This window comes from Frigidibacter sp., assembly GCF_030695035.1.
Lineage (GTDB): Bacteria > Pseudomonadota > Alphaproteobacteria > Rhodobacterales > Rhodobacteraceae > Frigidibacter.
This window is the reverse complement of record NZ_JAUYTT010000005.1, coordinates 66,175-92,425: the sequence shown is the minus strand read 5'-3', so window position 1 is coordinate 92,425 and position 26,251 is coordinate 66,175. Positions and strand designations below refer to the sequence as shown.

The 26,251-nt window shown below is 66.8% G+C and carries 27 protein-coding genes; 12 read left to right on the top strand and 15 right to left on the bottom strand.

The window, feature by feature from the left end; genetic code table 11:
- Window positions 1–22: 22 nt before the first annotated feature.
- Window positions 23–475 (bottom strand): CopD family protein, encoded by a 453-nt coding sequence (locus Q8S30_RS02435; RefSeq protein ID WP_305664445.1) that lies wholly within the window; start codon window positions 473–475, stop codon window positions 23–25.
- Between the two features lie 425 nt (window positions 476–900).
- Here Q8S30_RS02435 and Q8S30_RS02430 point away from each other — a divergent pair, with 425 nt between their 5' ends.
- From Q8S30_RS02430 to dnaQ, 4 genes are read left to right on the top strand one after another with little or no spacing between them, the layout of a single operon-like run.
- On the top strand, window positions 901–1,500 hold the full coding sequence (locus Q8S30_RS02430) for a nucleoside triphosphate pyrophosphatase (protein ID WP_305664444.1): 600 nt from the start codon (window positions 901–903) through the stop codon (window positions 1,498–1,500).
- Window positions 1,497–2,333 carry a shikimate dehydrogenase gene (locus Q8S30_RS02425; protein ID WP_305664443.1) on the top strand — a complete coding sequence of 279 codons (837 nt, stop codon included), beginning with the start codon at window positions 1,497–1,499 and terminating at the stop codon, window positions 2,331–2,333. Before Q8S30_RS02430 ends, Q8S30_RS02425 begins: the two co-directional genes overlap by 4 nt.
- On the top strand, window positions 2,330–2,926 hold the full coding sequence (coaE, locus tag Q8S30_RS02420) for a dephospho-CoA kinase (protein WP_305664442.1): 597 nt from the start codon (window positions 2,330–2,332) through the stop codon (window positions 2,924–2,926). The genes Q8S30_RS02425 and coaE overlap by 4 nt, the downstream gene beginning before the upstream one ends.
- On the top strand, window positions 2,919–3,614 hold the full coding sequence (gene dnaQ, locus Q8S30_RS02415) for a DNA polymerase III subunit epsilon (RefSeq protein WP_305664441.1): 696 nt from the start codon (window positions 2,919–2,921) through the stop codon (window positions 3,612–3,614). Before coaE ends, dnaQ begins: the two co-directional genes overlap by 8 nt.
- On the opposite strand, the gene xylB is transcribed toward dnaQ, so the two are convergent.
- Complete coding sequence (xylB, locus tag Q8S30_RS02410; protein ID WP_305664440.1) at window positions 3,611–5,047, bottom strand: xylulokinase; 1,437 nt, start codon at window positions 5,045–5,047, stop codon at window positions 3,611–3,613. The genes dnaQ and xylB overlap by 4 nt on opposite strands.
- Window positions 5,048–5,415: 368 nt before the next feature.
- Here xylB and Q8S30_RS02405 point away from each other — a divergent pair, with 368 nt between their 5' ends.
- Complete coding sequence (locus Q8S30_RS02405; RefSeq protein WP_305664439.1) at window positions 5,416–6,273, top strand: YihY/virulence factor BrkB family protein; 858 nt, start codon at window positions 5,416–5,418, stop codon at window positions 6,271–6,273.
- Here the strand turns inward: Q8S30_RS02405 and Q8S30_RS02400 are convergent.
- Window positions 6,270–6,629: a phage holin family protein gene (locus Q8S30_RS02400; RefSeq protein ID WP_305664438.1), complete on the bottom strand. Its 360-nt coding sequence runs from the start codon at window positions 6,627–6,629 to the stop codon at window positions 6,270–6,272. The two genes, Q8S30_RS02405 and Q8S30_RS02400, sit on opposite strands and share 4 nt — an antisense overlap.
- Before the next feature lie 7 nt (window positions 6,630–6,636).
- Window positions 6,637–6,984, bottom strand: a complete 348-nt coding sequence (locus Q8S30_RS02395) for a YqjD family protein (protein WP_305664437.1) — start codon at window positions 6,982–6,984, stop codon at window positions 6,637–6,639.
- A gap of 196 nt (window positions 6,985–7,180) precedes the next feature.
- On the opposite strand from Q8S30_RS02395, the gene Q8S30_RS02390 reads away from it, so the two are divergent.
- Window positions 7,181–7,348: a DUF1328 domain-containing protein gene (locus Q8S30_RS02390; RefSeq protein ID WP_305664436.1), complete on the top strand. Its 168-nt coding sequence runs from the start codon at window positions 7,181–7,183 to the stop codon at window positions 7,346–7,348.
- Window positions 7,349–7,405: 57 nt separating this feature from the next.
- Here Q8S30_RS02390 and Q8S30_RS02385 read toward each other — a convergent pair whose 3' ends face one another.
- Window positions 7,406–8,218 (bottom strand): response regulator, encoded by an 813-nt coding sequence (locus Q8S30_RS02385; protein ID WP_305664435.1) that lies wholly within the window; start codon window positions 8,216–8,218, stop codon window positions 7,406–7,408.
- Window positions 8,219–8,316: 98 nt separating this feature from the next.
- On the opposite strand from Q8S30_RS02385, the gene Q8S30_RS02380 reads away from it, so the two are divergent.
- From Q8S30_RS02380 to Q8S30_RS02370, 3 genes are read left to right on the top strand one after another with little or no spacing between them, the layout of a single operon-like run.
- Window positions 8,317–8,472 (top strand): NepR family anti-sigma factor, encoded by a 156-nt coding sequence (locus tag Q8S30_RS02380; RefSeq protein ID WP_305664434.1) that lies wholly within the window; start codon window positions 8,317–8,319, stop codon window positions 8,470–8,472.
- A complete protein-coding gene (locus Q8S30_RS02375; protein ID WP_305664433.1) occupies window positions 8,469–9,029 on the top strand; it encodes an RNA polymerase sigma factor in 561 nt (186 codons plus the stop codon). The genes Q8S30_RS02380 and Q8S30_RS02375 overlap by 4 nt, the downstream gene beginning before the upstream one ends.
- A gap of 4 nt (window positions 9,030–9,033) precedes the next feature.
- Window positions 9,034–10,782 (top strand): sensor histidine kinase, encoded by a 1,749-nt coding sequence (locus Q8S30_RS02370; RefSeq protein WP_305664432.1) that lies wholly within the window; start codon window positions 9,034–9,036, stop codon window positions 10,780–10,782.
- 234 nt (window positions 10,783–11,016) lie between these two features.
- Here Q8S30_RS02370 and Q8S30_RS02365 read toward each other — a convergent pair whose 3' ends face one another.
- The 6 genes from Q8S30_RS02365 to Q8S30_RS02340 all read right to left on the bottom strand — a co-directional run bounded on the left by Q8S30_RS02365 (window position 11,017) and on the right by Q8S30_RS02340 (window position 19,769).
- Window positions 11,017–12,012: a PRC-barrel domain-containing protein gene (locus tag Q8S30_RS02365; RefSeq protein WP_305664431.1), complete on the bottom strand. Its 996-nt coding sequence runs from the start codon at window positions 12,010–12,012 to the stop codon at window positions 11,017–11,019.
- 167 nt (window positions 12,013–12,179) lie between these two features.
- The gene (locus tag Q8S30_RS02360) at window positions 12,180–16,055 is read right to left on the bottom strand and encodes a translocation/assembly module TamB domain-containing protein (RefSeq protein WP_305664430.1); all 3,876 of its coding nucleotides are present in this window, start codon (window positions 16,053–16,055) and stop codon (window positions 12,180–12,182) included.
- Window positions 16,055–17,896, bottom strand: coding sequence for an autotransporter assembly complex family protein (locus tag Q8S30_RS02355; protein WP_305664429.1), 1,842 nt, complete (start codon window positions 17,894–17,896; stop codon window positions 16,055–16,057). Before Q8S30_RS02355 ends, Q8S30_RS02360 begins: the two co-directional genes overlap by 1 nt.
- A gap of 155 nt (window positions 17,897–18,051) precedes the next feature.
- Window positions 18,052–18,585, bottom strand: a complete 534-nt coding sequence (gene idi, locus Q8S30_RS02350; RefSeq protein WP_305664428.1) for an isopentenyl-diphosphate Delta-isomerase — start codon at window positions 18,583–18,585, stop codon at window positions 18,052–18,054.
- A gap of 85 nt (window positions 18,586–18,670) precedes the next feature.
- Window positions 18,671–19,195, bottom strand: coding sequence for a protein-export chaperone SecB (gene secB, locus Q8S30_RS02345; protein ID WP_305664427.1), 525 nt, complete (start codon window positions 19,193–19,195; stop codon window positions 18,671–18,673).
- Window positions 19,196–19,268: 73 nt separating this feature from the next.
- Window positions 19,269–19,769 (bottom strand): FxsA family protein, encoded by a 501-nt coding sequence (locus Q8S30_RS02340; protein WP_305664426.1) that lies wholly within the window; start codon window positions 19,767–19,769, stop codon window positions 19,269–19,271.
- A gap of 133 nt (window positions 19,770–19,902) precedes the next feature.
- Here Q8S30_RS02340 and Q8S30_RS02335 point away from each other — a divergent pair, with 133 nt between their 5' ends.
- From Q8S30_RS02335 to Q8S30_RS02325, 3 genes are all read left to right on the top strand, one after another.
- Window positions 19,903–20,565: a Tim44/TimA family putative adaptor protein gene (locus tag Q8S30_RS02335; protein ID WP_305664425.1), complete on the top strand. Its 663-nt coding sequence runs from the start codon at window positions 19,903–19,905 to the stop codon at window positions 20,563–20,565.
- An 80-nt stretch (window positions 20,566–20,645) separates the two neighbouring features.
- Window positions 20,646–21,515, top strand: a complete 870-nt coding sequence (locus Q8S30_RS02330; RefSeq protein WP_371135424.1) for a murein transglycosylase A — start codon at window positions 20,646–20,648, stop codon at window positions 21,513–21,515.
- On the top strand, window positions 21,512–22,126 hold the full coding sequence (locus Q8S30_RS02325; protein ID WP_305664423.1) for a Smr/MutS family protein: 615 nt from the start codon (window positions 21,512–21,514) through the stop codon (window positions 22,124–22,126). The genes Q8S30_RS02330 and Q8S30_RS02325 overlap by 4 nt, the downstream gene beginning before the upstream one ends.
- Here Q8S30_RS02325 and Q8S30_RS02320 read toward each other — a convergent pair whose 3' ends face one another.
- The 4 genes from Q8S30_RS02320 to hslV are packed head-to-tail and all read right to left on the bottom strand — an operon-like array spanning window position 22,127 to window position 26,232.
- Complete coding sequence (locus Q8S30_RS02320) at window positions 22,127–23,248, bottom strand: alpha/beta hydrolase (RefSeq protein ID WP_305664422.1); 1,122 nt, start codon at window positions 23,246–23,248, stop codon at window positions 22,127–22,129. It lies immediately after the preceding gene.
- 59 nt (window positions 23,249–23,307) lie between these two features.
- Complete coding sequence (gene hslU, locus Q8S30_RS02315) at window positions 23,308–24,615, bottom strand: ATP-dependent protease ATPase subunit HslU (protein WP_305664421.1); 1,308 nt, start codon at window positions 24,613–24,615, stop codon at window positions 23,308–23,310.
- Window positions 24,612–25,670: a hypothetical protein gene (locus tag Q8S30_RS02310; protein ID WP_305664420.1), complete on the bottom strand. Its 1,059-nt coding sequence runs from the start codon at window positions 25,668–25,670 to the stop codon at window positions 24,612–24,614. Before Q8S30_RS02310 ends, hslU begins: the two co-directional genes overlap by 4 nt.
- On the bottom strand, window positions 25,663–26,232 hold the full coding sequence (hslV, locus tag Q8S30_RS02305; protein ID WP_305664419.1) for an ATP-dependent protease subunit HslV: 570 nt from the start codon (window positions 26,230–26,232) through the stop codon (window positions 25,663–25,665). Before hslV ends, Q8S30_RS02310 begins: the two co-directional genes overlap by 8 nt.
- Between the last annotated feature and the right edge of the window lie 19 nt (window positions 26,233–26,251).

Below are 26,251 nucleotides of genomic sequence, written 5' to 3'. Positions count from 1 at the left end.
AAGGGCTTCCGAGTCAACGAAATCAGAACTTCAATACGACAGAGAGCACGATGACGACCATCAGGATCGTCGGAACCTCATTCATCATCCGGTAGGTGCGCCCCGTGCGGGTGTTGGTGCCGGCCGCCAGGTCCTTGCGCCGGGCGCCTAGCCACATGTGGAACCAAGTCATGGCAATCACGCCAACCGCCTTGGTCCAGGGCCAGATGCTCGACCAGTCCACGATGCCCGGCGTGGCCACAAGCATCAGCCCGAACAACCAGACCGCGATCAGCGAGGGGTTCATGATGTAGCGCAGCAGCTTCCACTCCATGACCGTCAGGCTCGCAGCCGGTTCCTCTGCGCCGTTCTGCCCGCGTTCGACGTGATAGACGTATAGGCGCGGCAGATAGAAGATCCCCGCCATCCAGGTCAGCACGGCCATGATGTGCAGGGCCTTGACCCAAGGGTAAAGCGTGGCGAGCAGATCGGTCATCATTGGGGCCTCTGGCTTCGAAGGGTCTTCCTACTTCTCTTTTAAATAAGAGAAAGATTGAAGAGATGATGATGTAGTAAGGCCTGTGGGTAACGGGATATGCCGCGCTCACCCCAGTTTTTCCACATGGGATAACGGCTGTGGAAAACTCTGTGCGCAGTTTTTCAACACGTTATCATCCTGAGAATTTCAACATGTAATCATTATGTTACGAGGCTTCGTTAACATACACCTTTGTGTATAAGTTTCCGTCAACGCCTGCGCGAAGCGGGCATCCACAGTCCGTGGACAACCTTGCGCCTGCGTGGATAAGCCGCCCCCGGATGCTTGACACTCCCCCCGGAATTCCGCCAGCCATCGCAGGACGCCACTTGCCCCCATAGCCTCCCCTGCGCCCGGCCCCGTTTGTCCACAGGATCGTCCCCATGCCCACGCCCCTGCTGCTTGCCTCCGCCTCCGAGACCCGCGCAGCGATGTTGCGCGCCGCCGGTCTTGCGCCGCAGGTGCTGCCCGCCCGCATCGATGAGGAGGCGATCCGCGCCGCGCTGGAGGCGGAAGGCGCCACCCCCCGCGACCTTGCCGATGCGCTGGCAGAGATGAAGGCGCGCAAACTGTCGGACAAGCACCCGGAGGCCTTGGTGCTTGGCGCCGATCAGGTGCTGGAGCTGAAGGGCGAGGTTTTCGCCAAGCCCGAAACCCCTGATGCAGCGCGGGCACAGTTGCGGGCCCTTTCGGGAAAAACCCACCGCCTGCTCTCGGCCGCCGTGATATATCGGGCATCGAAACCCGAGTGGCGCCATGTCGGTGAAGCGCGGCTGACGATGCATGATCTGCCCGACAGCTACATCGACGCCTATGTCACCCGCAACTGGGACAGCATCCGCCACTCTGTCGGCTGCTATCAGATCGAGAAGGAAGGTGTCTGCTTGATGTCCCGCGTTGAAGGCGACCATTTCACCATTCTTGGCCTGCCGCTGATTCCCCTGCTCAATTGGCTGCGCCTGCGTGGAGAGATGCCGACATGACCGACCATCCCCGCATCCCGCTGGCCGGCGTCATCGGCTCGCCCATCGCCCATTCCCGCTCTCCGCGGCTGCACGCCTACTGGCTGCGCAAATACGGGCTGGCGGGGCATTACGTGCCGATGGATGTGGCGCAGGCTGATCTGGCCGAGGTGCTGAGGGCGCTGCCGAAGGCGGGCTTCGTCGGTTGCAACGTCACCATTCCGCATAAGGAAACCGTGCTGCAACTGGCCGATGTGGTCACCGACCGTGCATCGCTGATCGGGGCCGCCAACACGCTGATCTTCCGCAAGGACGGCAAAATCCATGCCGACAATACCGACGGCTATGGCTTCATCGCCAACCTTCGCCAGAACGCGCCCGACTGGAAGCCCGCCTCGGGCCCGGCCGCCGTGTTCGGCGCGGGCGGCGCGGCGCGGGCCATCGTCGCCTCGCTGCTGGAGGTTGGCGTGCCCGAAATCCGCGTGACCAACCGCACCCGCCCGCGGGCCGAGGGGCTGCGCGCCGAGTTCGGCGCCAAGGTCGTGGTCTGCGACTGGGTGCAGGCCGGCAACATGCTCGATGATGCGGTGACGGTGGTGAACACCTCCTCGCTCGGCATGGTCGGCAAGCCGGAGTTTCTGGTGCCGCTGGATGGGCTGATGGCTTCGGCCGTGGTCACCGATCTGGTCTACACGCCGCTGCGCACCAAGTTTCTGGAAACCGCCGCCGCAATGGGCTGCACCACCGTGGACGGCCTCGGGATGCTGCTGCATCAGGCCGCGCCGGGGTTCGAACGCTGGTTCGGCAAGCGGCCCGAGGTGGATCAGGCCACGCGGGACGCGGTGCTGGGATGAGCGGGCCCTTCCGGCTCGGCCTCACCGGATCCATCGGCATGGGCAAGTCCACTACCGCGGCGATGTTCGCCGAGGCGGGCGTGCCGGTGTGGGATGCGGATGCGGCCGTCCACCGGCTCTATGCGCCCGGCGGGGCTGCGGTGCCAGCCATCGCAGAACTGCATCCGGAGGCTGTCAAGGACGGCGCCGTGGACCGGGCCGCGCTGAAGGACTGGATCGCAAAAGACCCCACCGCCTTGGGCCAGATCGAACGCGCCGTGCATCCGCTGGTTGCTGCGAACCGGGAGGCGTTTCTGACGGATGCGGCGGATAAACCGCTGGTCCTGCTCGACATTCCCCTGCTCTTCGAAACCGGCGCCGAGGCGCAGATGGATGCCACGCTGGTCGTCTCTGCCCCGCCCGAGGTGCAGCGCGCCCGCGTTCTCGCCCGCCCGGGCATGACCGAGGCGCAGCTGGACCTGATCCTGTCGCGGCAGATGCCAGATGCCAAAAAGCGCGCACGTGCCACCTGGGTGATCGAGACCAACGGCCTTGAAGCCACCCGTGCCGCCGTGCAAGACCTGATCGAAACCATCAGGGCCCGTCATGCGTGAAATCGTCCTCGACACCGAAACCACCGGCTTCGAACCCTCCGAGGGCCACCGCATCGTCGAAATTGGGGCGGTGGAACTGCTGAACCACATGCCCACCGGCCGGGTCTATCACCAATACATCAACCCCGAACGCGCGATGCCGGCCGAGGCCTTTGCCGTGCATGGCCTTGGCGACGACTTCCTGCGCGACAAGCCGAGGTTTGCCGAGATTGGCGCGGCCTTCTGGGACTTCATCGGCATGGATGCCAAGCTGGTGATCCACAACGCCTCCTTCGACATGAAATTCCTGAATGCTGAGCTGTCCTGGGCCAAGCTGCCGCTGATCGCGGCGGACCGGGCGCTGGACACGCTGCTGATCGCCCGGCGCAAGTTTCCGGGCTCGCCCGCCTCGCTCGATGCCCTTTGCCGGCGGTTCGGCGTAGACAATACCTCGCGCGAGAAGCATGGCGCGCTGCTGGACAGTGAGATCCTGGCCGAGGTGTATCTGGAGCTTCTGGGCGGGCGGCAGCCGGACCTCGTGCTGTCCAGCGCCCCGACCCCCAAGGCCGGCGCGCAGCCGGTCGAGGCCTGGCGCCCGCGCACCCGTCCTGAGCCCCTGCCCCCGCGCCTGACAGAGGCGGAGGCAGAGGCCCATGCGGCCTTCGTCGCAGGACTTGGCGACGCCGCGATCTGGCGGCGCTTCGCCTAAACCAGAGCGCGGATCGCGTCCCGCGCGGCGCGGTAGCGGGCATGGCCCTCGGCAAAGGCCGGAACCAGCGCTGTCACTGGCTCGATCATCCGCGCAATCTCGGGCGGGGTTGCCAGTTCGGCTCCCGCGCCGGTGGCGGCCATCATCCCCAGCCGCGCGGCCCCGAACGCCCCGCCGAAATCGCCCGCGACCGGCACCGAAACCGGCGTGTCGAGCGCAGTCGCAATCGCGGCCAGCCAGTAGTCGGAGCGTGAGCCACCGCCCACCGCCAGCAGGCTGTCAATCCGTGTGCCCGTCGCCGCCAGCGCATCGCGGCAATCGGCGATGGCGAAGGTCACGCCCTCCAGCACGGCGCGGGTCGCGGCCTGCTGGTCCGTCGCATGGTCGAGCCCGATGAAGGCCCCGCGCACGGCGGCATCGTTCAGCGGCGTGCGCTCACCGCCGAGATACGGCAGGAACCGCGTGCTGCCGGGGCCTTGCAGCGCGCCCAGATCGGCGGTCAGCCCGGCGGCTGCGGTGCCTGCCAGCCGCGCGAACCAGTTCAGCGCGTCGGTCGCGGCCAGGATCACCCCCATCTGGTGCCAGGTGCCGGGCAGCGCGTGGCAGAAGGTATGCACCGCCGTCGCCGGATCGGGCTGGTAGCCGTCATTCGCGGCAAACAGCACGCCCGAGGTTCCCAGCGAGACGAAGGCCTGCCCCGCCTTCACCACACCGACGCCAATGCCCGAGGCGGCGTTGTCCCCCCCGCCCCCGGCTACAACCACACCCGCCGGCATCCCAAACCGACCCGCTATGTCTGCGCGCAGAATGCCCGACACCTCGGACCCCTCCACCAGCCGCGGCATCTGCGACAGGGTCATGCCCGTCGCGTCCAGCAGATCGCTCGACCAGCCCCGCGCGCCAGTATCCAGCCAGCTGGTGCCAGCAGCATCCGACATCTCGCCGGCGTGCTCGCCTGTCAGCCAAAGGCGCAAATAATCCTTCGGCAGCAACACCTTGGCGACCTTGGCGAACACTTCGGGTTCATGCCGCGCCACCCAGACCAGCTTCGGTGCAGTAAAGCCCGGGAAGACGATATTCCCGGTGATCGCGCGAAAGCGCGGATCGGCATCCAGCGCCGCTGCTTCGGCATGGGCGCGGGTGTCGTTCCACAAGATGCAGGGCCGCAGCACCTTGTCGGAAGCGTCCAGCAGCGTCGCGCCGTGCATATGGCCCGAAAGCCCGATGCCGCGCACTGCGCCAAGCCCATAAGCTGCGAGTTCACCTAGCACAGTCTCTGCCGCCAGGGTCCAATCGGCCGGTGCCTGCTCCGACCAGCCCGCTGCCGGGCGCGAGACGGTCAGCGGCGCCGTCGCCTCTGCCAGCACGCGTTGCGCGTCGTCGATGAGGATGCCCTTCAGCCCCGAGGTTCCCAGATCTAGTCCGATATACATGGCCCGCTCCCGTGTCTTGCGCCCGGCGTCAGTCAACCATCCCGGGCGGTGAGGGCAAGGGAAAACCGTTTGCGGTAACGGTGAAAAATCTGCGCTGCTGCGGGAACCGGCAGGCGGGTTTGTGGTTATTCAGATGAACCGCGCGGCTTTGCCGGGCTGCCCGGTGATCCGGCAAATGGTCCCCGCCTAACGCCGGATGTCGCGAAACGGGCCTCGCCCCACTGTCCCTCACCAGAGGTCCGTTTCGCGGCTCCCCTACCCCCCGATCAGCCGATAATCTTTGTGCTGCAACTGGTTGCATCCCGTTCTTCACCGGGTCACCATTGCCCGGACGCGAAGCGCTGGCCGATGACACAGGGACCGCCCCGATGCCCCCAAAGCCCCTGACCCCCTGGACGATCCTGACCGAGGTTTGGCGCCTGACGGATGAGCGCAACCTTGGCCTGATCGCGGCCGGGGTGGCGTTCTATGCCATGTTCGCGCTGTTTCCCGCGCTCGGCGCGGTGGTGTCGGTCTGGAGCTGGCTGGCCGATCCGGCGGCGCTGCAAAGCTATCTTGAGGTTGCAAGCGGCTTTATCCCGCCCGAGGCTTTCGGGCTGATCCGTGGTCAGGTCGAGGCGCTGGTGCAGTCGTCGGGCGAGCAGGTCGGCTGGCGCACCGGGATCTCGCTTGGGGTGGCGCTTTGGTCGACCCGCGCGGGGCTCGCCTCGGTCGTGAAGGGGCTGAACACCATCTACGGCTCCCCCAGACGTGGCGGTGTGGGGCAACTGGCCGTGGCGATGGGGCTGACGCTGGCGGTACTGGGGATGGCCATTGCAGGGTTGATCACGGTGGTGGTGATCCCGATCCTGCTGGCCTTCCTGCCGCTTGGCCCGGTCGAGGGACGTATCGTGGCGGGCCTGCCTTGGGCCGCGACCTTCCTGCTGGTGCTGGCGACACTGGGGCTGGTCTATCGCTTTGGCCCCAACACGAAATCCGAGCGGCGGGCGAGCTGGATCACGCCGGGTGCCGGATTGGCGGCGCTGCTTTGGGCCGCGGCCTCGCTGGCCTTCTCGATGTATTTGGCGAATTTCGGCTCGTACAACCGGGTGTACGGATCGCTTGGCGCGGTGGTGGCGCTGCTGATGTGGTTCTACCTCTCGGCCTATGCAGTTCTGCTGGGGGCCGCGCTGAACCGGGTCTTGGGTATTCCGCGGCCGCCCGAGCCGGCCGCGGACGAGGCTTAAAGGTCGCCGCGACGCCCGCGGGCGAAACCGCGGCCAGCCTCCATGCCCAGCAAGAAGGCGTCAGCCAGTGGCGGGCGCGGCTTTTCCACCGGCGGAGGGGGCGGCGGCGCAGTGCGCCCGCTGGCCATCGCCACCAGAAACAGCGCGGCCAGAACCAGATAGCCGATCCCCAGCGTCAATGCCGCTGCGACCGGGCCATATTCCACCATCAGCGCGATGAAACCCGCCGCGGTGAGAAAGCCGAGAGCAATCAAGGCAAACAGTGCGGCAAAGGCGCCCAGTACGGCAGAACGGACCGCCCGCCGGGCAGTCCGTTCCACAGTAACCTGAACGTCGGTCAGGAGACCTTTGAGCATCTCGCCCTCAGCGCTTGGCGGTCAGCAGACCCAGCACGAAGCCAAGGGCCGCGGCCACGCCAACGGCGGTCGCCGGACGCTCTTTGACGAAGGCATCTGCTTGGGCAGCGGCGTCGGTCGCGCGCGCGCGCAGTGCCTCGACCTGTTCCGAGCTCATGTCGCGCAGCTGTTCGGCGCGGAGCTTGGCAGCTTCGACAGCGGACGCACCTTGATGTCGGCCCATGTCGGCCAGTGTGCCGGTGATGTTTGCAAGATCGGCCTTCAGCGAAGCAATCTGATCGCTCAGCGCGGCGTAATCGGCATCAAGCGCCTTGCCATTGCCGTTGCCGGTCGGAAGTTCGGGTGCGCGAGCCATGTCACGTCTCCTTCAAGATGTGTTTCTGTTGCCCGGTCAACGCGCGGGCCCCGCTCCGGTTCCTTCCGCGCTTGCAAACTGGCCTTGCGCAGCTGCGGCATTTTGGAACCGCGGCAGGCTTGGCGCGTTCGGACTGAAATCTGGCGCGTCTTCAGTGCCATTCAATTGTGTTCTGCCAGAGTGAAGGGAGTCAACCATGCTCTACTGGGCCGCCGTCTTCTTCGTCATCGCCCTCATCGCCGGTGTTTTCGGCTTTGGTGGGCTTGCCACCGCCTCTGCCGGCGTTGCGCAGTTCCTGTTTTTCATCTTCCTGGTGCTGTTCGTCGTGGCGCTGATCGTGCGCGCCATCCGAAGCCAGGCATGACGTTACGCAAAAGGCCGCCCAAGGGGCGGCCTTTTAACGGATGCGGTGACGTTGTTCTCAGGCAGCCAGCGTCTCGGTCGAGGCGAAGAACATCGCCTGGCTGACGGCAGAGCGGACCTGCTCCTCAAGGTAAGGCTTCGAGATCAGGAAGGCCGGCTCCGGCCGCTCGCCCGTCAGCAGGCGTTCCGGGAAGGCGGTGATGAAGATCACCGGGATATCACCCAACTCGGCAAGGATGTCGTTGACGGCATCGACGCCCGAAGAGTTGTCGGCCAGCTGGATATCGGCCAGCACGAGGTTCGGGCGTTCCTTGCGGCTCAGCGCGACGGCCTGTTCGCGGGTGCGGGCGATGCCAGTGACGCGGTGGCCCATCGACTGCACGATGCTTTGGATATCCATCGCGATGATCGTCTCATCCTCGATGATCATTACATGGCCCAGAACGCTGCGCTCCATCTCGTTCATGGCGATGGTGACAAGGTCTTCGGCTTCGGACTGGGTCACGTCCATGATCTGCGCGATCTGGTCGAAGCGCATTTCCTCGATGGTGCGCAGCAGCAGTGCCTCGCGGGTGTTGCGGGTCAGGCTGGACAGGTGAACCTGGGCCCGCGCCTCCAGCGCATCAGCGCCACTTTCGGCCACCGGCGCGCCGGCCGAGGACCAGATTGCGTGAAAGGCCCGGAACAGCGCGACACGGGGCGGCAGATCGCCTTCGAACATCGACCGATCCGCCAGGATCGCCTCCAGCGTGGCCACCGCATAACGGTCACCCGTGCTCTGGCTGCCGGTCAGCGCACGTGCATAGCGGCGCAGGAACGGAAGCTCCGGCCCGATCGCCGCAGTGATGTCCGTCGATTTCCCGTCTGTCATGTCATCTCCGACAATTTTTTAGTTTTTCAGGGAACCAAACGCTGGGGCCCTAGTTTGGTTCCAGCGCGCGTGAATAAAAATACGACCCGGGAAGCAGCATGAAATCCAGCGGAACCGAAGAGAGCAAGCCCACCGTGGAACGCCAGATCGATGAGAATCTTAGGCGCGTCTACCAGCAGATGGTGGAGGAGTCGGTTCCTGACAAGTTCATGCAGCTTCTTCAGCAGCTCAAGGAACAGGACCGCGAGAAATGAACGACGGTTCTGTTGATCCGCGCGACGAGCTGGTCACCCACCTCGGCGCGCTGCGCGCCTTCGCGCTTAGCCTGACGCGCAATTCGTCTGCCGCGGATGATCTGGTGCAGGATACGATCCTGAAGGCCTGGAGCAATATCGACCGCTTCCAGCGCGGCACGAACCTGCGCGCCTGGCTGTTCACGATCCTGCGCAACACCTTCTATTCGGGCCGTCGCAAGACCCGTCGCGAGGTCGCCGATGTCGATGGCATCCATGCCAGCCGGCTGGCGACCAAGCCTGACCATGATGGGCGCCTGGCGCTGGCCGATTTCCGGGTGGCCTTCGAGCAGCTTCCGGATGAGCAGCGCGAGGCGCTGATCCTTGTCGGGGCCTCGGGGTTCGCCTACGAAGAGGCGGCGCAGATGTGCGGCGTGGCGGTGGGCACCATCAAGAGCCGCGCCAACCGTGGCCGCAAGCGGCTGGCGGAACTGCTGCAGCTGGCCGAAGGCGAGGAGCTGACCATGACTGACCCCGCGACAATGGCCGTGATGGCGGCGTCCGCCTCATCGGGTTGACGGCATGAAAGCCGGGCTTCGGGGAAAACTGAAATTCACGGAACGGCTGGGCTTTCGCCTGGCCTTTCTTCTGTCGGTGGCCCTGCTGCCCTTGGGGACCATCGCTCTGGTGCAGACCTGGCGCATGGCCGAGGATGCCGAGCAGGCCACGGAATCGGCACTGCTGCAACGCACCTCCAATGCTGCCGCGGGTGAGCGCGCGATGATCGAAAGCGCGCTTGGCGCGTCAGAGGCGCTGTCGCAGGCGCTGCTGGACACGGTGGGGAACGACGCCGCCTGCTCGCAGATCCTCGGCGATTATGTCAAACGCAGCCCGATCTATGCTTTTGCCGGCTTTATCCCGACCAATGGCCAGATGACCTGTTCCTCGCTGGCCGAGGCCCGCGACATGTCGCAAAGCCCGACCTACAAGGCGTTTCTTGCCGCGCCCCGGGCGATGGTCACCGCCAATGCCTCTGGCGAGGTCTCGCGAGTGCCGGTGCTGATCGTATCGCAGCCGGTCAGCAAGGATGGCGTGTTGCTGGGGATGCTGACGCTATCGGTTAAGCATTCGACGCTGGAGCTGCTGCGCTCGCGCCGGGGACGGGACCGTGATGTGAACATCGTCATGTTCAACCATGCCGGCGAGCCGCTATTCGTGGAAAATCACCGTCTGGTCGAGGTGCCTCTGGTCCTGCCGGTAGGGCGCGAGGCCTCTACTCTGGTGGACAGTGACGCCGCGATCTTCCGCGCGCGGGATGGCGAGGGTCGTTCGCGGGTGTTCGCCGTGCTCGACCTCGTTCCGGGCATGGTGCATGTCGTCGGCAGCTGGCCGCCCGAGCAGGCACAGCTGGGCCGCGACCTGATTGCGCCCTCCACCCTGCTGTTCCCGCTGACCATGTGGATTACCAGCCTGCTGGTCGCCTATGCAGCGGTGGACCGTCTGGTGATCCGCCATGTGCGCGAGCTGCGCGGCCAGATGCGCCGCTTTGCCCTGGGCCGCCGCGAGGTGCCGCCCGATGTGCTGAAGGATGCCCCGGCCGAGATCGCAGATGTCAGCCAGACCTTCCACAACCTCGCGCGGATCCTGATCCGCGATGAGGCGGAGCTGGAAGCCTCGCTGCAGGAAAAGACCGTGCTTCTGAAGGAAATCCACCACCGGGTGAAGAACAATCTGCAGCTGATCGCGTCTATCATGAACATGCAGATCCGGCAGGTGAAGGAACCGGGCGCGCGCCGCGTGCTGAAAAGCGTGCAGGACCGCGTTGCCAGCCTGGCCACCATCCACCGCAACCTCTACCAGGCGGAAACCTTGTCGGCCGTACAGGCCGATCAGCTTCTGGGCGATATCGTCAGCCAGATGACGATGATGTCGGTGGCCCCCGGATCGAACCTCGATATCCGCACGGATTTTGCGCCGGTGACGTTGTACCCCGATCAGGCGGTGCCGGTGTCGCTGCTGGCGACCGAGGCACTGACCAATGCGGTGAAATATTCCAGTGCGCCCGAGGGTGGCGGCCAGTGCTGGATTCGCCTGAGCCTGCGCGACGAAAAGGACGGCACCGCAACGCTGGAAATCGTGAACTCGCAAGGCGCCGGGGTTCCGGACAGGGTTGAGGGCGATCCGCCGGGCATTGGCACGAAGCTGATCAACGCCTTCGCCGGGCAGCTTGACACCGTGGTAGAGATCACCAGCGCCGACGGCGAGTATCGCCTGAGCGTCCGCTTCGAGGTTGGCGGCATCCCCCCGGCAGACGGCCCGCCGCAGATATGACGGTCGCTTAGGCCGTTCCGTCCCCTGCCCGAGCAGAACCCAACCCTCTCCTGCCAGGACTGCACCTGTAAACGTCAAGCATCGCAGGGGGCTTCTCCGAGACAGGGTGGCTGTAGGGATGCGCGATCTCTCGGCTGGCTCGCGAGGGCACCGCCTCCGCCCATCACACCCCATGCCCAGACAAAAAAAGGCCCGGGCAATGCCCGGGCCGTACTCGTGACGCTACTGGGTCGGTCAGCCCTCGTATTCGGGCATCGCTTCCAGTTCTTCTTCGGTCGCGTTCAGGTGCACACGCACCCCGGTGCCGTCAGCCTCTTCGGCCATCACCTGAAGCTGCTCGAAGTTCAGAGCAACCGGCTTGGCGCCGATCCCGAGGAAACCGCCGATGTCGATCACGGCCTCGGTGATGGTGCCGTCAGCCGCGACGATCAGTTCCGAGATGTCGCCAACTTTCTCGTCGTTGGCGTCATAGACCGGGGCGCCTTGCAGTTGCTCGGCGGTCAGCGTGGTCGGGTCGATCAGGCCGGCCATCGGATCATCCGAGGTCGCCATGTCGGTCGTGGCAGTGCCGGTGGTGGTATCGGTCGCCATCGGCTCGGTCGTGGCAGTGGTATCGGTTGCCATGTTCGTATCGGCAGCCAGCGGAGCGGTGGTGCCCGTCGCCGTAGTGTCGGTGGCGGTGGTGTCCATCGCGTCGTCAGCTTCGTCAGCCGAAACGAACTCCGGAGCGTTTTCCAGCGCTTCGCGGGTTGCAGTGAAGACCACGAAGTAATCGTCAGCGTTCTCGCCGTCCGAAACGATGTTCAGCTGTTCCATGTCGACGGCAACGGTTTTCGCGCCGATGCCAAGGAAGCCGCCCACGTCCACGAGGATCGCCTGGGCTTCGCCTTCGCGGCTCATCAGAACGTCGCTGATGTCGCCAACGCTCTCCCAGTCGGCATTGTTGCCCGCGGTCAGATCGACAGTGCCTTCCGACACATAGACGGTCTGACCGATGAACTCGGAAGCCATCAGCTCGTCATTCATGGCGGTGTAGGAAAAGTCGCCCGTTCCCATCGTGTCAGCGGTGGTGGTCGCATCCATCGTCGCCGAGCCAGTGGTCGAAGGCGCGGTGTCCGAAGCCATCGGCGCGGTGGTTTCCGGCGCGGTGGTTTCGGTGGTGGTGGTCTGTGCGGCCAGCGGCAGAGCCGTCATCGCAACGATTGCGGTCGATGCAAGAAGCTTGTTCATGACGCATTCCTTTCAGTTCGGGTCGGGCCGTGTGTGGCCCCTGCTATGCCCTAACAACCAGTTGGCAGGGGGCTAGTTCCGGAAAGAAAGGTTTGAGATTTCGGGAACCTGATCGCCCCGAATGGCGTTAGGAGGCCCTTTTCTGGGCCACCACGCGAGTGGGGCGATCAGTAGTCCTTTTCGAAGAACACGCCGAGGCCGGAATTGCCGGTGGCTTCCACCTCTCCGCGGATGACGATGTTGCTGGTCACATCCAGGTTGAGGCTGATCGAGCTGTTGCCTTCTGCCCCCACGGTCACGTCGGTGTAGACGTTTTCGGACAGGTACTTGCCTGCCCGAACTGCGGCATTGCCATCGGCATCCGTGGTCACGTCGAAATCGTCGAGCCCGAAGTTCTGCCGCAGCCGCCCGATGATCCCCTCACCCCCGCGCCCGGCCAGCGTGGCCACGGCAGAGGCGAGCTGTGCCGCCTGCAAGGGCGAGATATTGTCGAGCCCGCGCCCGAACAGTAGCCGCGCCAGCACCTCTTCTTCGGGTAGGCCCGAGGAGGATACGAAGCTGATCTCTGGCTCATAGGCCGGGCCCGAGATGACGATGGTGGCGGTATCACCGTCGGTCTCGGTCGAGGCGGAAAAGCGGATGGTTGGCTCCAGGCTCCCCTGAAGCTCGATCAGTCCCTCGTCCAGATCGAATCTCTGGCCGAGGATGTCGAGCCGGCCGCGGATCAGCTCGAACCGGCCTTGCGGTTGCACATTGGCGGTGGTTCCCAGCAGGCGGACCTGACCGCCAAGCTCGGCATCCAGCCCGCGGCCGCGCACGAAGATCTGGTTCAGCGCGATCACCCGCACATCAAGGCCATAGGGCCGCGCAGTGCCGCCGCGCCCCTCGCTGCCGGTCCCCAGCAGACCGGCACGGCCGCGGGTGGCGCGCACATCGGCGGGTTCTGCCACATGCGCCAGATCGGGGATCGCGGTCGCGCCCCCCAGCCCTGTGGAGGGCACGCGGATTTCCGTCTCGTCCAGCCGCAGCGTGCCAGAGATGTTGGCCCCGCCAGCAAGCGGGCCGTTGACCCGCAGTGTGCCATCGATGCGGGTATCGTAAAGTTCTGCGTCGCGCAGGCGGGTTCTGTCGAACTGGATGGTGAGATCACCGTCGAATGGCGCCGTCAGGCTCACCGGACCCGAGACACTGATACGTCCGCCCTCTTGCACGCGCGCATCTACGGTCAGCTGTGCCCGTCCGCCCGACAGATCGGCGCTGGCTGCGAGCTGTTCGATGGCGATGCCGGCGGTGGGCGCCGAGAAGCGCGCGCCCGTGGTGGAAATGCGCCCCGACAGGGCCGAAAGCCCCGGCGCGCCGTTCAGACGCAGGTCGAAGGACAGCGGCCCCTCGACGCTTTGCGGAGCGATGAAGGGATTGGCGAGCCCCGCCTGCGCGCCGCCGGTGATCGCAAGGTCGGTCGTGGCAAAATCACCCGCCACGGTGCCGGACACCCGCGCATTGGTGCCGCCCGGCCCCTGCCCGGTCAGGTCCAGCCGGTAGCTGCCGCCGATATCCGCGGCGGTGCCGGACACGGTCAGTGCGCCCGGAAAGCCCGGCACCAGCAGCGCCATGTTGGCCAGCCGCGCCTCGATATCCACGCTGCGGGTCTCGCCTTCCACCAGCGCCGTGGCGGTGGCGGTCAGCTGCGGGTTTGTCAGGTTGAACCTGTCCACCCGGATCGCGCCCGCTTCCATTTCGGCGGCAAGGTCCAGCTGCGTGGTCCCGGCAAGCACCCGGTCCGCCTCGGCCTGGCCGATGGCGAGCCCGGTGCCGGTGCCCGTCAGCTCCAGCCGCCGCACCGGTCCAGTCTCCGTTACCCGCGCTTCGGCCGCCAGCTGGCCGCGATAGCCGCCGCCAAGAACCGAGAGGTTCGGCAGATCGACGGTGGCGGTCAGGTCGCTGGCGCCAGCCTCGTAGCGGCCGGCAGCGTCCAGCGAGATCTGCGTGTTGCCGATCCGCGCCGTGTCCAGCGTGATCGCGCCGTTCAACTCGCTGCCGACAAAGGCCAGCGCGGTTCTGCCGGCCAGAAGCCCGTCCGCTTCAGGGATGCCCAAGGCCAGATCGATGCCATTGCCGCTGACGGTAAAGCGGTTGACCTCGCCGGCCTGCTGCAGCCCGGCCTCGACCGACAGGCTGCCGCGATAGGGTCCGCCCATCACCGACAGGTCGGCAAAGTCCAGCGTTGCGGTCAGGTTGCTGGCGCCGGTCGCCAGCGTGCCCGAGGCGTCGGCGGCCAGCGTTCCTGCGCGCAGGGTCAGCGAGCGCAATTCGGTGCCGGCCTCATCTCGCCGGATCGAGGCGGCAATGCGTGAGCGGCCAGCCAGAAGCGCGTCCAACTCGGCGATGTCCGCCGTCAGGTCGGTGCCGGCCACCTCTGCCGTCACGTCGAAGATCCCCGACAGCAGGCCATAGCTGCCCGACACATCGGCATTCGCCGCACCAGATAGCGGCCGGCCCGCGAGCCCTGAAAACCGGGTCAGATTGTCCAGCCGCGCCTGTGCGGTGCCGTCGATTGTGAAGGCGCTGTCGAGGCCGGTGATGGTGGCGTTGGCGTTCAGCCCGTAATCCGCGCCCTCTGCCACTAGGTCAGAGATTTCCAGCGCGCCGCCGGATTGCCAGTCCACCTGCGCACTGCCAGTCAGGCGCGGGCCGATGGCCTCTGCCAGCGCCTCATCCTCCGTCGTGATCCCGGTGGCGGCGAAGTCGAAGCCCGCCGTTACCGCAGCAGGATCGCCTGCTGTGGCAGGCCGCAGGATCTGCCCCGCGCCGTCCAGCCGCAGCCGGGCGATGCCGATGCCGCTTTGCTGCAGGCCCATCACTTCGCCCGAAAGGGTCCAGTCGGGGCCCTCGGCCGCGTCGAAGCCCAGCTTCAGCACAGCCGCCCGTAGTCGTGTTGGGTTGCCCGCACCGGGCAGGATCATCTCGCTGCCATCCTCCAGCCCCAGCCGGGCGGACAGGTCGGCCAGCACCGGCAAGCCGTCTGCGCCGACCTGAAGTTCACCCCGCAGGTCAATCCCGCGCGCCTGCAGGCTGAGATCCGACAGTGTCATCGCGCCCGAGGGCTGCCGGGCACCGGCAGCGACCAACCGGATGTCAGTCCCGAAGAAATCGCGATAGGCGGGCAGGAACAGCGGCGCGACATCGCCGCCCAGATCGACGCGGAAGCTGCGCACCGGCTCTGTCTGCCCCTCGGGCACCTCTGCCAGCAGCTCCACCCGGCCCGACAGGCGCGGCTCGCCATTCGTGGTCAGCACCACATCGGCGCCGAAATCGTCAATGGGGCCGGTGCCGCTGACCGCCAGCGTCAGCGCCGGGGCGCCGGGCAGGCCGATGAGCGTGGTGGCGATCCCGTCAGCGCCCTCGCTCAGCAGCAGATCCACGGTCGCCTGCCGGGTAGCGTTGGCATAGGCGCCGGTGAAGGACAGTTCGCCCTGCGCGCCGTCGATGCGGTTGACGGTCAGCTCCACGCTGCCCTCGCCGCCCGCCAGCTGGCCGGTGCCTTGCAGCGAGAACACCGCCTCGGCGCCGAAGACAGGCTCGCCCAGAACCACGCGATCCGCCTTCAAAGTGCCGATCTGCACCGAAACTGGCAGTTCCGGCAGCGCAAAGCCCGAGGCTTCGGGGTCGGGCAGATCGGTGCCTTCCTCGCCGCTGCCGGGGGTGCGCGGCAGGTCGATCTCGGCCGCGGTCAGCTCGCGGATCTCGATGCGGCCGGCCAGCAGCGCCGTGCGGTTCCACTGGATCGCGCCATCGCGGATCGTCAGCCAGACGCCATCGTCATCGGCAAAGCTCATGCTGGTGAAGGTCGCGCGGGAGGAAAACGCCCCGGCGAAGCCTTCGACGCGCACATCGCGCCCGGCGCTGGACAGGTTCTCCTCGAGAAAGTCGGTCAGCCAGCCACGGTCGGCGTCGGATTGCGCATCGGTCGCAGCGTCCTGCGCGGCTGCGGTCAGCGGCAGGAGCAGGCAAAGCGCGAGGGGGAGGAGCCGCTGCATCATCATCAGAATGCCTGTCCAATCCCAAGGTAGATTTGCACACCGTCGCCGGTATCGCCTGACACGGGCGCGGCCACATCCAGCCGGATCGGGCCGATGCCAGTATCATAGCGCAGGCCGACACCCGCGCCTGATTGCCAGGCGCCGTTGTCTTCAGAGAAATCCTCGACCCCGACGAACCCGGCGTCATAGAAGGCCACGGCGCCAAAATTACCGCGGATCCCGGCGCGAACCTCGGCCGAGAACGCGACGAAGCGGTCGCCGCCAATGTCCTGGATCTGGCCGCCGCCGCGGTCGATCTCGACCCCGAGTGACTGGTAGGGCTGGCCGCGAACGGTGCCGCCGCCGCCCGAGTAGAACAGATATTCGCGCGGCGTTTCGAGGAGGTCGGATCCGACGATAGCCCCGCCCTGCACCCGGCCCGCGAGAACCACCCGGTCTTCCGCGCCAAATCCGTGATAGGCGCGCCCGTCAAAGGCCAGCCGCGCGCCGGTGCCTGTGGTTCCAAAGCCGCGGAAGGCAGTCACCTCGCCTTGGGCATAGTAGCCCTCCACCGCGTCCAGCGCGTTGTCGCGGGTGTCCCAGGTCAGTTTCACCGGGAGCACCAGCTGCTCATAGGTGATCTCGTCGAACTCATCGGTGACCTCGGAAATCTCATAGCCGATGCTCACCTCGCCGGTCAGCTGATCGGTGATGTAGCGGGTCAGGCCAAAGCCGATGCGGGCGGTGTCGGCGGTGTAGTCTTCTTCCTGCGCGCGCTCGACCAGCGCCTCGACGAAGGCGGTCGAATCGCGGAACGGGGTGCCCGGGCGATCCAGCCGTACGCCAAGGCTGTAATCCTCGGCTCCGGTCTGGGACCCGATGCCGCCGATCTCGCCGTTGATCGTCAGCTTTTCGGCGCCGCCCAGAAGATTGCGGTGCATCCACCCGGCAGAGACCAGCGCGCCGTCGAGGCTGGAGACCTCGGCACCAAAGCTCATCCGGCGGCGCTTTTCCTCGACCACGACAAGCTGGTAATCCAGCGTCGCGCCCGGGCCGAGGCTCTCCGCCTCAGTCAGCGCAACCGAGCGGAAGGCCCCGGTGCGGCGCAGGCGCTCGGCCACGTCTTCCAGCTCTTCGGGGTCATAGACCTCGCCGGTCGGGAAGCCGGCGATCTTGTCGATTCGGCGGGCGCGTACCCGCTCATTGCCGGTGATCGCCATCTGGCCAAAGGTGACACGCGGGCCGGGGTCAAAGCCGATGCGGGCATCGAGCGTTGCATTGGTGTGGTTTGCCGTCACCTGCTGGTTGCCGACGCGCACCTTGGCGTGGCCGGCATTGCGCCATGCCTCGGCCCCCGCATCCGCCGCGCCGACGATCTCGCCCGACCGGGCGGGCTGGCCCATGGCAAAGCCCTCGGGCAGTTCGGTGCCGCGCGCCAACGGTGCAGCTTCGGCCCGGCTGAAGCGGAAGCCGGGGCCCGGATCGACCTCGATGACGATGGTGCGGATGACATCGGGCGCATCCAGCGGCGGGATCGCCGCGGCTTCGCGCCCGTCAATCAGGATGCGGATGACGCCCGAGTAATGCCCCTGCGCATAGAGCGCGCCAAGGATGCGGCCATAATCGGCGCGGGCCGAGGCAAGCAGGTCCTGCGCATCGGCCGCGTCCTCGTCATCCTTGCCGGAATAGAGCAGCGAGGCCCCGCGGATCGCATCGCGCAGCGTGTCGTTCGCGCCTCTCAGCTGAAGCTGCACCTCCTGCGCAGATGCGGCTGGCACCGAGAATACGGCGGCCGAGGCCAGCCAGGCGGCCAGCGAGGGAACAAGGGCCCGGGCCCAGTTCGCAGAGCGAAGCTTTTCGTGCATCCGATGCCCCCGTTTCGTCCCGCGCCTCACCTGCCCAAGGTTTCGCAGGTCCGGGGCAAGGACGCCAGTCCCGAGGGAGCAATGCGGGCAAGGAATCGCTGGTTCCCTGCCCTGCGACGATTTTGCGCGGGCGGGGCGGATTTATCACAAAGTTATCAGCTGCTGCCCACCCGGCGACCAAAGATGCGGTCGCGGTGATCGGACAGGTAGATCCGCAGCCAGGGGGTGAAGCGCTCCGGCTCATCCTCCACCTCTTCCAGCAGGTCGCGCAGGGCGATCCAGCGCACGGCAGACACTTCGGCAGGGGCCGGGCTGACCGACAGATCGGCCGGCGCCTCGGCCACGAAGATCTCCACCAGTTCATGTTCGGTCATGCCATTGCCGACATCAGCGCGGTATTCCACGGTTTCGGCGGCACTCAGCGCCAGCCCGTCGATCCCCAGCTCCTCGCGCAGCCGCCGCACGGCGCAGGCGGCGGCGGGTTCGTCCCAATGCGGATGGGTGCAACAGGTGTTCGCCCAAAGGCCCGGCGTGTGATACTTGCTGGCCGCGCGTCGCTGGATCAGCACCCGCTCTCCCGCCAGCACGAAGACCGACACCGCCTTGTGGCGCAGGCCGAGGCGATGCACCTCGAGCTTGTCCATCGGGGTCAGGGTGCCCTCTACCCAGGCAGGGATCATGTCGGTCATTGGTACGGCCCCGAAACTTGTAGCCCGGAATGGAAGGCGCCGCCGCAGGGGGATCCCGCGGCGGCGCGTGTCAGATGTCAGGCGTTCAGATCAGCGCTTGCGGCTGTGCCTTCTGCGCCTCGGCCCGTCGCGCGAGTTCCGAGCGGTAGAGCGCCAAGAAGTCTACGGTGTCGAGGTTCAGCGGCGGGAAGCCGCCATCGCGGGTCACGTCGGAAACGATGCGGCGCACGAAGGGGAACAGCATCCGCGGGCATTCGATCAGCAGATAGGGGTGCATCTGCTCTTCCGGCACGCCCTCGACCAGGAAGATCCCGCCATATTCCAGCTCCAGCAGGAACAGCGGCGCCTTGTCGGCGCGGTTGGCAGAGGTGATCTTGAACTTGGTGGTCACCTCATACTGGTTCTCCGCCGGGCGCTTGCGCGCGTCGAGGCTGACCTGCACCGACATTTCCGGCTGCACGTCGGCGTTGGTCAGGCCCTTCTGCGCCACGACATTCTCAAAGCTCATGTCGCGGATGAACTGGGCCAGCACCTGCATCCGGGGCGTCTGCGGCGCGGCGGCCGGCTGGGTTTCCGGTTGGGGCGCGGCCCCGTTGCCGTTTTCGGCCATCTGTAGCGTCTCCCCTGGAGTCTGTTGATCGGGGCCGGGTGTAGCACCTCGCATCCGGCTGCTCAATGGCGGGCTAGTCGCGCGTCCAGCCCGAGGGGCCGCGCGGCGGGGTGCTGTCTTCCACCTCATGAAACTCTGCATCGATCACCGTCGGCCCGCGATGCGGGTCGGGGCGATGGCCCGGATGGCGGCCATCCATCGGTGCGTCGCCCACAGTAAACCGCGTCATGGTGACGCGCTTGCCGACCTGCGCCATCAGCCACGTCCGAACCGGCTTGATCAGCAGCAAGATGCCCAGCGTGTCGGTGAAGAACCCCGGCGTCAGCAGCAGCGCGCCGGCCAGCAGGATCATCGCGCCATGGGCAATGTCGCCGGTCGGGTCGCGCACCTCGTTCAGGGACCGGCGCAGGTCGTTCAGCGCCCGTGCGCCTTCGCGGCGCATCAACCATGTGCCGGCGACTGCAGTCAGCAGCACAAGCGCCAGCGTCGGCCACAGGCCGATCAGCCCGCCTACCTGGATGAACAGCGTGATCTCGATCAGCGGGACGGCCAAAAAGGCCACGAAAAGCCACATCGGCAGGATTCCTGTGCTTATCCTCGGTTCCGGGCGATGGTGGACTTGACCTCGCCCCTGCCCTACATAGGTAGCGACGGCAAGATGTGCCAACCCCGCGCTTGCTTGCCTGTCCGTTTTCAAAGGTCTGCTCATGTCGAATGCCGTTATCCAACTGCTTGTCCTGGCCGGGATCGCCATTTTCCTGATCCTGCGCCTGAAAGCCGTTCTCGGCACACGCGAAGGGTTCGAGAAACCCCCGGTGACTGCGCCCGTGCCGGAAGGCCGCGCCGTGCGCCGCGACTTCGAGGTGATCGAGGGCGGGCCGGATCGCGACATCACCGATCACGTTTCCGATGGCAGCGATGCCGCGAAGGCGCTGGCCGCGATGAAGCTGGCCGAACCGAGCTTTTCGGTGGGCGACTTCCTGCAAGGCGCCCGCGGTGCATATGAGATGATCCTGATGGCCTTCGAGAAGGGCGATCTTGCCTCGGTCAAGCCGTTCCTTGGCCCCGAGGTCTATGACAGCTTTGCCGAGGTGGTCGCCGCCCGCGAGGCGCAGGGCCTGACCATCACCGCCGAGTTCATCGGGTTGCGCGAACTGGCGTTGCATGGCGCCGAGTTCGACGCGGCCACGGACGAAGGCGAGATTTCTGTGCGCTATGTCGGCGAGCTGATCTCTGTCGCGCGCGACAGCAACGGCGCGATTGTCGAGGGCGACCCGAAATCGGCCCGCAAGCAGCGTGATGTCTGGACCTTTGCCCGCAAGATGGGCGCGTCGGACCCGAACTGGCAACTGGTGGCCACCGGGGAATGATCGCGGCGCGGCGAAGGACTCACGCCGCCCTTCCCGGCTGGGACAGGGACGACCACGCCGCCGCACGGGCGGCGTTTTTCGTGACGGCAGATCTGCTGGGCCCCGATTGGGCCGCCGCCGCCGCGGATACCGGCGGCGAGGCGCGGACGTTCTTCGAGAAGCATTTCGTGCCGGTCGAGATCGGCACCCCCCCGGCGCTGCTGACCGGCTATTACGAGCCCGAGCTGCAAGGCTCTCTGACCGCCACACCGCGCTTCGCCTGGCCGCTCTACGCGCTGCCCGCTGAGCATGCGCCGGGCCTCGTTGGCCCCTCGCGCGCCGCGATCGAGCTTGGGGGGCTGCTGCGCGGGCAGGAGCTGGTCTGGCTCGACAGCCCGGTCGAGGCGTTTCTGGCGCAGGTGCAGGGCTCGGCCCGGGTGCGGCTGGAGGATGGGCGGCTGCTGCGGCTGGGATATGCCGGGCGCAACGGCCAGCCCTACCGCTCCATCGGGCAAGAACTGATCCGGCGCGGCGAGGTTTCGGCCGAGGCGATGTCGGCGCAGACGATCCGCGCCTGGTGCGCCGCCCATCCCGGGCAGGCGGTGGAGCTGTTCTGGCACAACCCATCCTTCGTGTTCTTCCAGCTGCTGGACCTGCCCGAAAGCTCTGGCCCCATAGGTGCCATGGGTCGCCCGGTGACGCCGCTGCGCAGCCTTGCCGTGGACAGCGACCACATTCCGCTGGGGGCGCCGGTCTGGGTGGAAACCCGGACGCAGTCGCGGCTCTGCATCGCGCAGGACAGCGGCAGCGCCATGCATGGGCCGCAGCGGGGCGACCTGTTCTGCGGATCGGGCGCCGAGGCGGGCGAGATGGCGGGCCGGATGAAGGATGCCGGGCGGCTGGTGCTGCTGCTGCCACCGGCGCTGGCGGAACGGATGGCACCGGGGGCTGGCCCCGGACGCGTGTCGTGACCACCCGGCGGCCGCGTGGCCTGCGCCCGGATGAGCAGGAGCTGTGGCAGCGCATCGCCGCCAGCGCGCAGCCCCTGCACCCGAGCCGTCCACTGGCCGAGCCGAAGGCGCATGTCCCCGCCCATCAGGTGCCGCAGGTGGATGTACCCAAGAAAAAACCCCGGCCAGAGGTGCAGGACTTCCGCATCGGCCAATCCGCCCCCGACCTTGCCTTCCGCATGGATCTTGCGCCCTCGGTCTCTGACCAGCTGGCCGCCGCGCCGGTCAGGATGGACCACAAGACCCACAAGACCATGACCCGCGGCCGGCTGGAGCCAGAGGCGCGGATCGACCTGCACGGCATGACCATGGCCGAGGCGCATCCCGAGCTGACGCATTTCATCCTGCGGTCGGCAGCGTCAGGGCGGCGGCTGGTGCTGGTCATCACCGGCAAGGGCAAGCGCGGGCTCGACAACGGCCCGATCCCGCAGCGGCAGGGCGTGCTGCGCCATCAGGTGCCGCAATGGCTGACCATGCCGCCGCTGGGTACGCTGGTGCTGCAGGTGGTGCAGGCGCATCTGAAGCATGGCGGGGCAGGGGCCTATTACGTCTACCTGCGGCGCGGGCGCTAGCTACTGCCCGTCCAGCCCGCCCGCCAGCGCCGTCACCGGCGACATCACGATCTGAGTCGCGCCCTGCACCGTCAGCACCACCCCCGGCAACAGGCCGGTCTGCCCGATCTGCCCGCTGGCAAGCGCATCATCGACTTCGCTGATCTGCGACAGGATCCCGATCAGCGCGGGCGAGGTGCCGGGCGTGAAATGGCCCGCGCCGGTGGAGTAGGAGGTGACGTCGATCAACGTCACGTTCAGCCCCGACAGCAGCGCGACGTCGGTCACATTCCCCAGCCGCGCCGTCTCGCCCGAGACCCGCGCCGACAGTGCCAGCGCCCTGTCCTTCTTCGAGGTGAAGATCACGAAGGGCTGCGGCAGCGTGCCGATCCGCGTGGCCTGCGCTCGGAACAGGTCCACGTCGAGATCGGGCGAGATCAGCACCACGCCGGCGACATCGCGCGCGGGTTTTCCCGCAATCGCCATCTGCCGCAGCGTCTCCATCACCACCGAGGCACCCATCGAATGGCCGACAAGCACCACCCGCTCTGCCCCCGCCGCCGTTACCTCGTCCAGCAGCCGTTCCAGCCCGTCCCGGGCGAACATGGCGGAATCGCGGTCATAGACATAGGCGAGCGGCGCCCCGCGCGAGGGCCAGGCGTAATGCACCGCAACCCCCGGCATCTTCAGGTCATGCGCCAGCTGCGCGATTCGGTAGAGGCCTTCAGCGAAGGTGGTGTTGAATCCGTGGACGAAGATCACTGCCTCACGCGTGCCGCGGGGGCTCTGCCGCAGCTCGCGCGCCAGATCGGCCCGGAAGGCTCCGGATTCGTCATAGACGATCTCGCGCGTGGTCAGGAAATCGGTCTGCGGATTGGCAGCCTTGTTCGGCTTTGTGTAGACGATCCGCCCCGCCTGATGCGCCGGGGGGATCGCGATGTCGAAGCGGGCAAACCGGGTTTCGGGGTTGCGGTACCTGGCATATTCGGTGCCCGTCTCCTCATCCTTCCCGCGCGAGGTGCCCACGAAGACCGGGCGCACCGTGCCCACCTCGGCCGCGGCCGGATCGATCACGATTGCGCCCCGCGGTGTGCAGGCCGCAAGCAGCAGCACCAGAAGCAAGGCGGGACGAAGGACGATCATGGCGCGCTCCGGGACAGGTCATAGGTTTTCGTAGCCTGCCCCGGCGCGCATCGCCAGTGTTACAGCACGTAGCGGCTCAGGTCGGCAGAGCGGGACAGATCGCCGAGGTTCTTCTCGACGAAGTCCGCATCCACCACCACCGCCTCGCCGCCCCGGTCCGGCGCGGTGAAGGACAGCTCCTCGAACACCCGCTCCATCACGGTATACAGCCGCCGCGCGCCGATATTCTCGATGCTGCGGTTCACCTCGGCGGCAATGCGGGCCAGCGCGGCGATGCCTTCGGGGGTGAAGGTCACCGTCACCTCCTCGGTCGCCATCAGCGCGGTGTATTGGCGCGTCAGGGCGTTGTCCGTCTCGGTCAGAATGCGCACGAAATCTTCTTCCGTCAGTGCGCGCAGCTCCACCCGGATTGGCAGGCGGCCCTGCAGTTCGGGCAGCAGGTCCGATGGCTTGGCGATGTGGAAGGCCCCGCTCGCGATGAACAGGATATGGTCGGTCTTCACCGGGCCATACTTCGTGCTGACCGTCGTGCCCTCGATCAGCGGCAGCAGGTCGCGCTGCACGCCTTCGCGGGAGATGTCGGCGCCGCGGGCATCGGCGCGGGCGCAGACCTTGTCGATCTCGTCGATGAAGACGATGCCGCTTTCCTGCACCGCCTCCAGCGCCGCGGCCTTCACGATCTCATCGTCCAGCAGCTTGTCGGCCTCTTCGCTGATCAGCAGCTCATAGCTTTCGGCGACGGTCAGCTTCTTGCGGATCTTGCGGGCGCCGAAGGCCTTGCCGAAGATCTCACCCAGGTTCATCGCGCCCATGCCCATTCCGCCGGGCTGGCCCGGCAGTTCGAACGGCATCGCGGGGGCAGAATCGGCCACCTCCAGCTCGATCACCGTTGCATCCAGCTCGCCGCGCTTCAGCTTTCCGCGGAACATCTCGCGCGTCGCCTCGCGCGCCTCGGTGCCGGCCAGCGCCTCGATCACCCGTTCCTCGGCGGCCTTGTGGGCGCGGGCCTTCACCTCCTCGCGCATCCGGGCGCGGGTGTCGACGATGGCGGCATCGGCCAGATCGCGGATGATCTGTTCGACATCGCGGCCGACATAGCCGACCTCGGTGAACTTCGTCGCCTCGACCTTGATGAAGGGCGCGCGGGCCAGCTTGGCCAGACGGCGACTGATCTCGGTCTTGCCGACGCCGGTGGGGCCGATCATCAGGATGTTCTTGGGGTACACCTCTTCGCGCAGGTCATCCCCCAGCAGCTTGCGCCGCCAGCGGTTGCGCAGGGCCACGGCCACGGCGCGCTTGGCGCCTTGCTGGCCGATGATGTAGCGGTCGAGTTCCGAGACGATCTCGCGCGGGGTCAGGTCGGTCATGGAGTCTCCAGATAAGGCGGCAGGCGGCGCTTGCCCGGAAAGCCCGGGAGGGCCCGCATCAGGCGGGCGCGCAGGTCTGTCCATGTGGCGCCAAGGCCGGTGATGACGGCGCCAAGGATCAGCACGACCCAGGGCCAGTCCAGATCGCCGCCCTGCCGGGCAACAAGCGTGATGAGGAAGGCAAGGTAGCCGATGCCGGCGGTCAGGAAGCTGCGCCGGTCGATCACCAGCGCCAGCATGGCAATCAGCCCGAGGGCGAGGGCCAGCAGCACATAGCCGGTGCCGGGGCCCATGTTGTAGAAGGTCAGCGCCACGGTGTTCACCAGCGCCGGCGCGGCCAGCAGATGCAGCCAGAAGCCGCTGGCGGCATGGCGGCCCAGCCGGTGCGGATCGCGGCTGTCGAACCACATGCCACCCGCGAAGGCGGCCAGCCCGAAGGCGAGCGTGCCAAGCGCAAGGCCAGACCCGGCGCGCAGGTCGAACATCGCCTGCCAGCCATGCAGGGCGGCATCAGGTGCGATGCTGTCGGTGACGATGACGACGGCGGCCAGCCCGGTCAGGCCCAGCAGGAACATGGTGAAGGGCAGGCGGAACACGCGGTACCACAGCGCCAGCCCCGCCGCGATCAGCGCGCAGATCAGCAGGTCCTGCGCGGTGCCCTCACCGCCGATCAGCGACGCCGCCACCCCGGCAATGCCTGCGGCATAGCCGCAGACCAGCACGATGGAGGGCAGCACCATCCGCCGCCGCAAGGTAAAATAGCGCGCCAGCGCCCAGCAGGCCCCGGCGGTGACGGCCATCAACAGCAGCGGGCTGCCGAACAGCGCCGAAAGCCCGATGACCCCGGAGAGCAGCAGCACAAGGCCGACCGACACGAAGATCTCGGCAAAGCCGCGGAACAGCTCGAAGGGCTCATCTTCTTCGGGAAGGGTGCTGCGGGTACCGTGCCGCGCCTCGGCCAGCGCCAGCAGGCTGGCGGCCTGCGGTTCGGTCAGCAGCCCGGCGGCAACGCCGGCGCGCAGGTCATCGCGGGTAAAGCCGGTCGCGTCAGTCAAGGCTGGCCCCCTCGATGCTCTCCACCGTCAGCTTGCCGTTGGTGTAGACGCAGATGTCGGCCGCGATCGCCATCGCCTTGCGGGCAATGGTCTCGGCATCAAACTCCGTCTCCATCAGTGCCCGGGCAGCGGCGAGCGCGTAGTTCCCGCCCGACCCGATGGCGGCTACGTCATGCTCTGGCTCCAGCACATCGCCCGCGCCGGTGACGACCAGTAGCGCGGTGCCGTCGGTGACAATCAGCATTGCCTCCAGCTCTTGCAGATACTTGTCGGTGCGCCAGTCCTTCGCCAGCTCCACACAGGCGCGGTCCAGCTGGCCGGGCGCGGCCTCCAGCTTTTTCTCCAGCCGCTCCAGCAGGGTGAAGGCATCGGCGGTGGACCCGGCAAAGCCCGCCACCACGTCATGCCCGCCCGGCGAGAGCCTGCGCACCTTGCGGGCGGTGCCCTTGATCACCGTCTGGCCAAGGCTGACCTGCCCATCGCCGGCAATCACGACCTTGCCGCCGCGGCGGACGCCGATGATCGTGGTGCCGTGCCAGCCTGGAAACTCGTCGCGGGTCATGGATCTGCCTTCCGTTGTG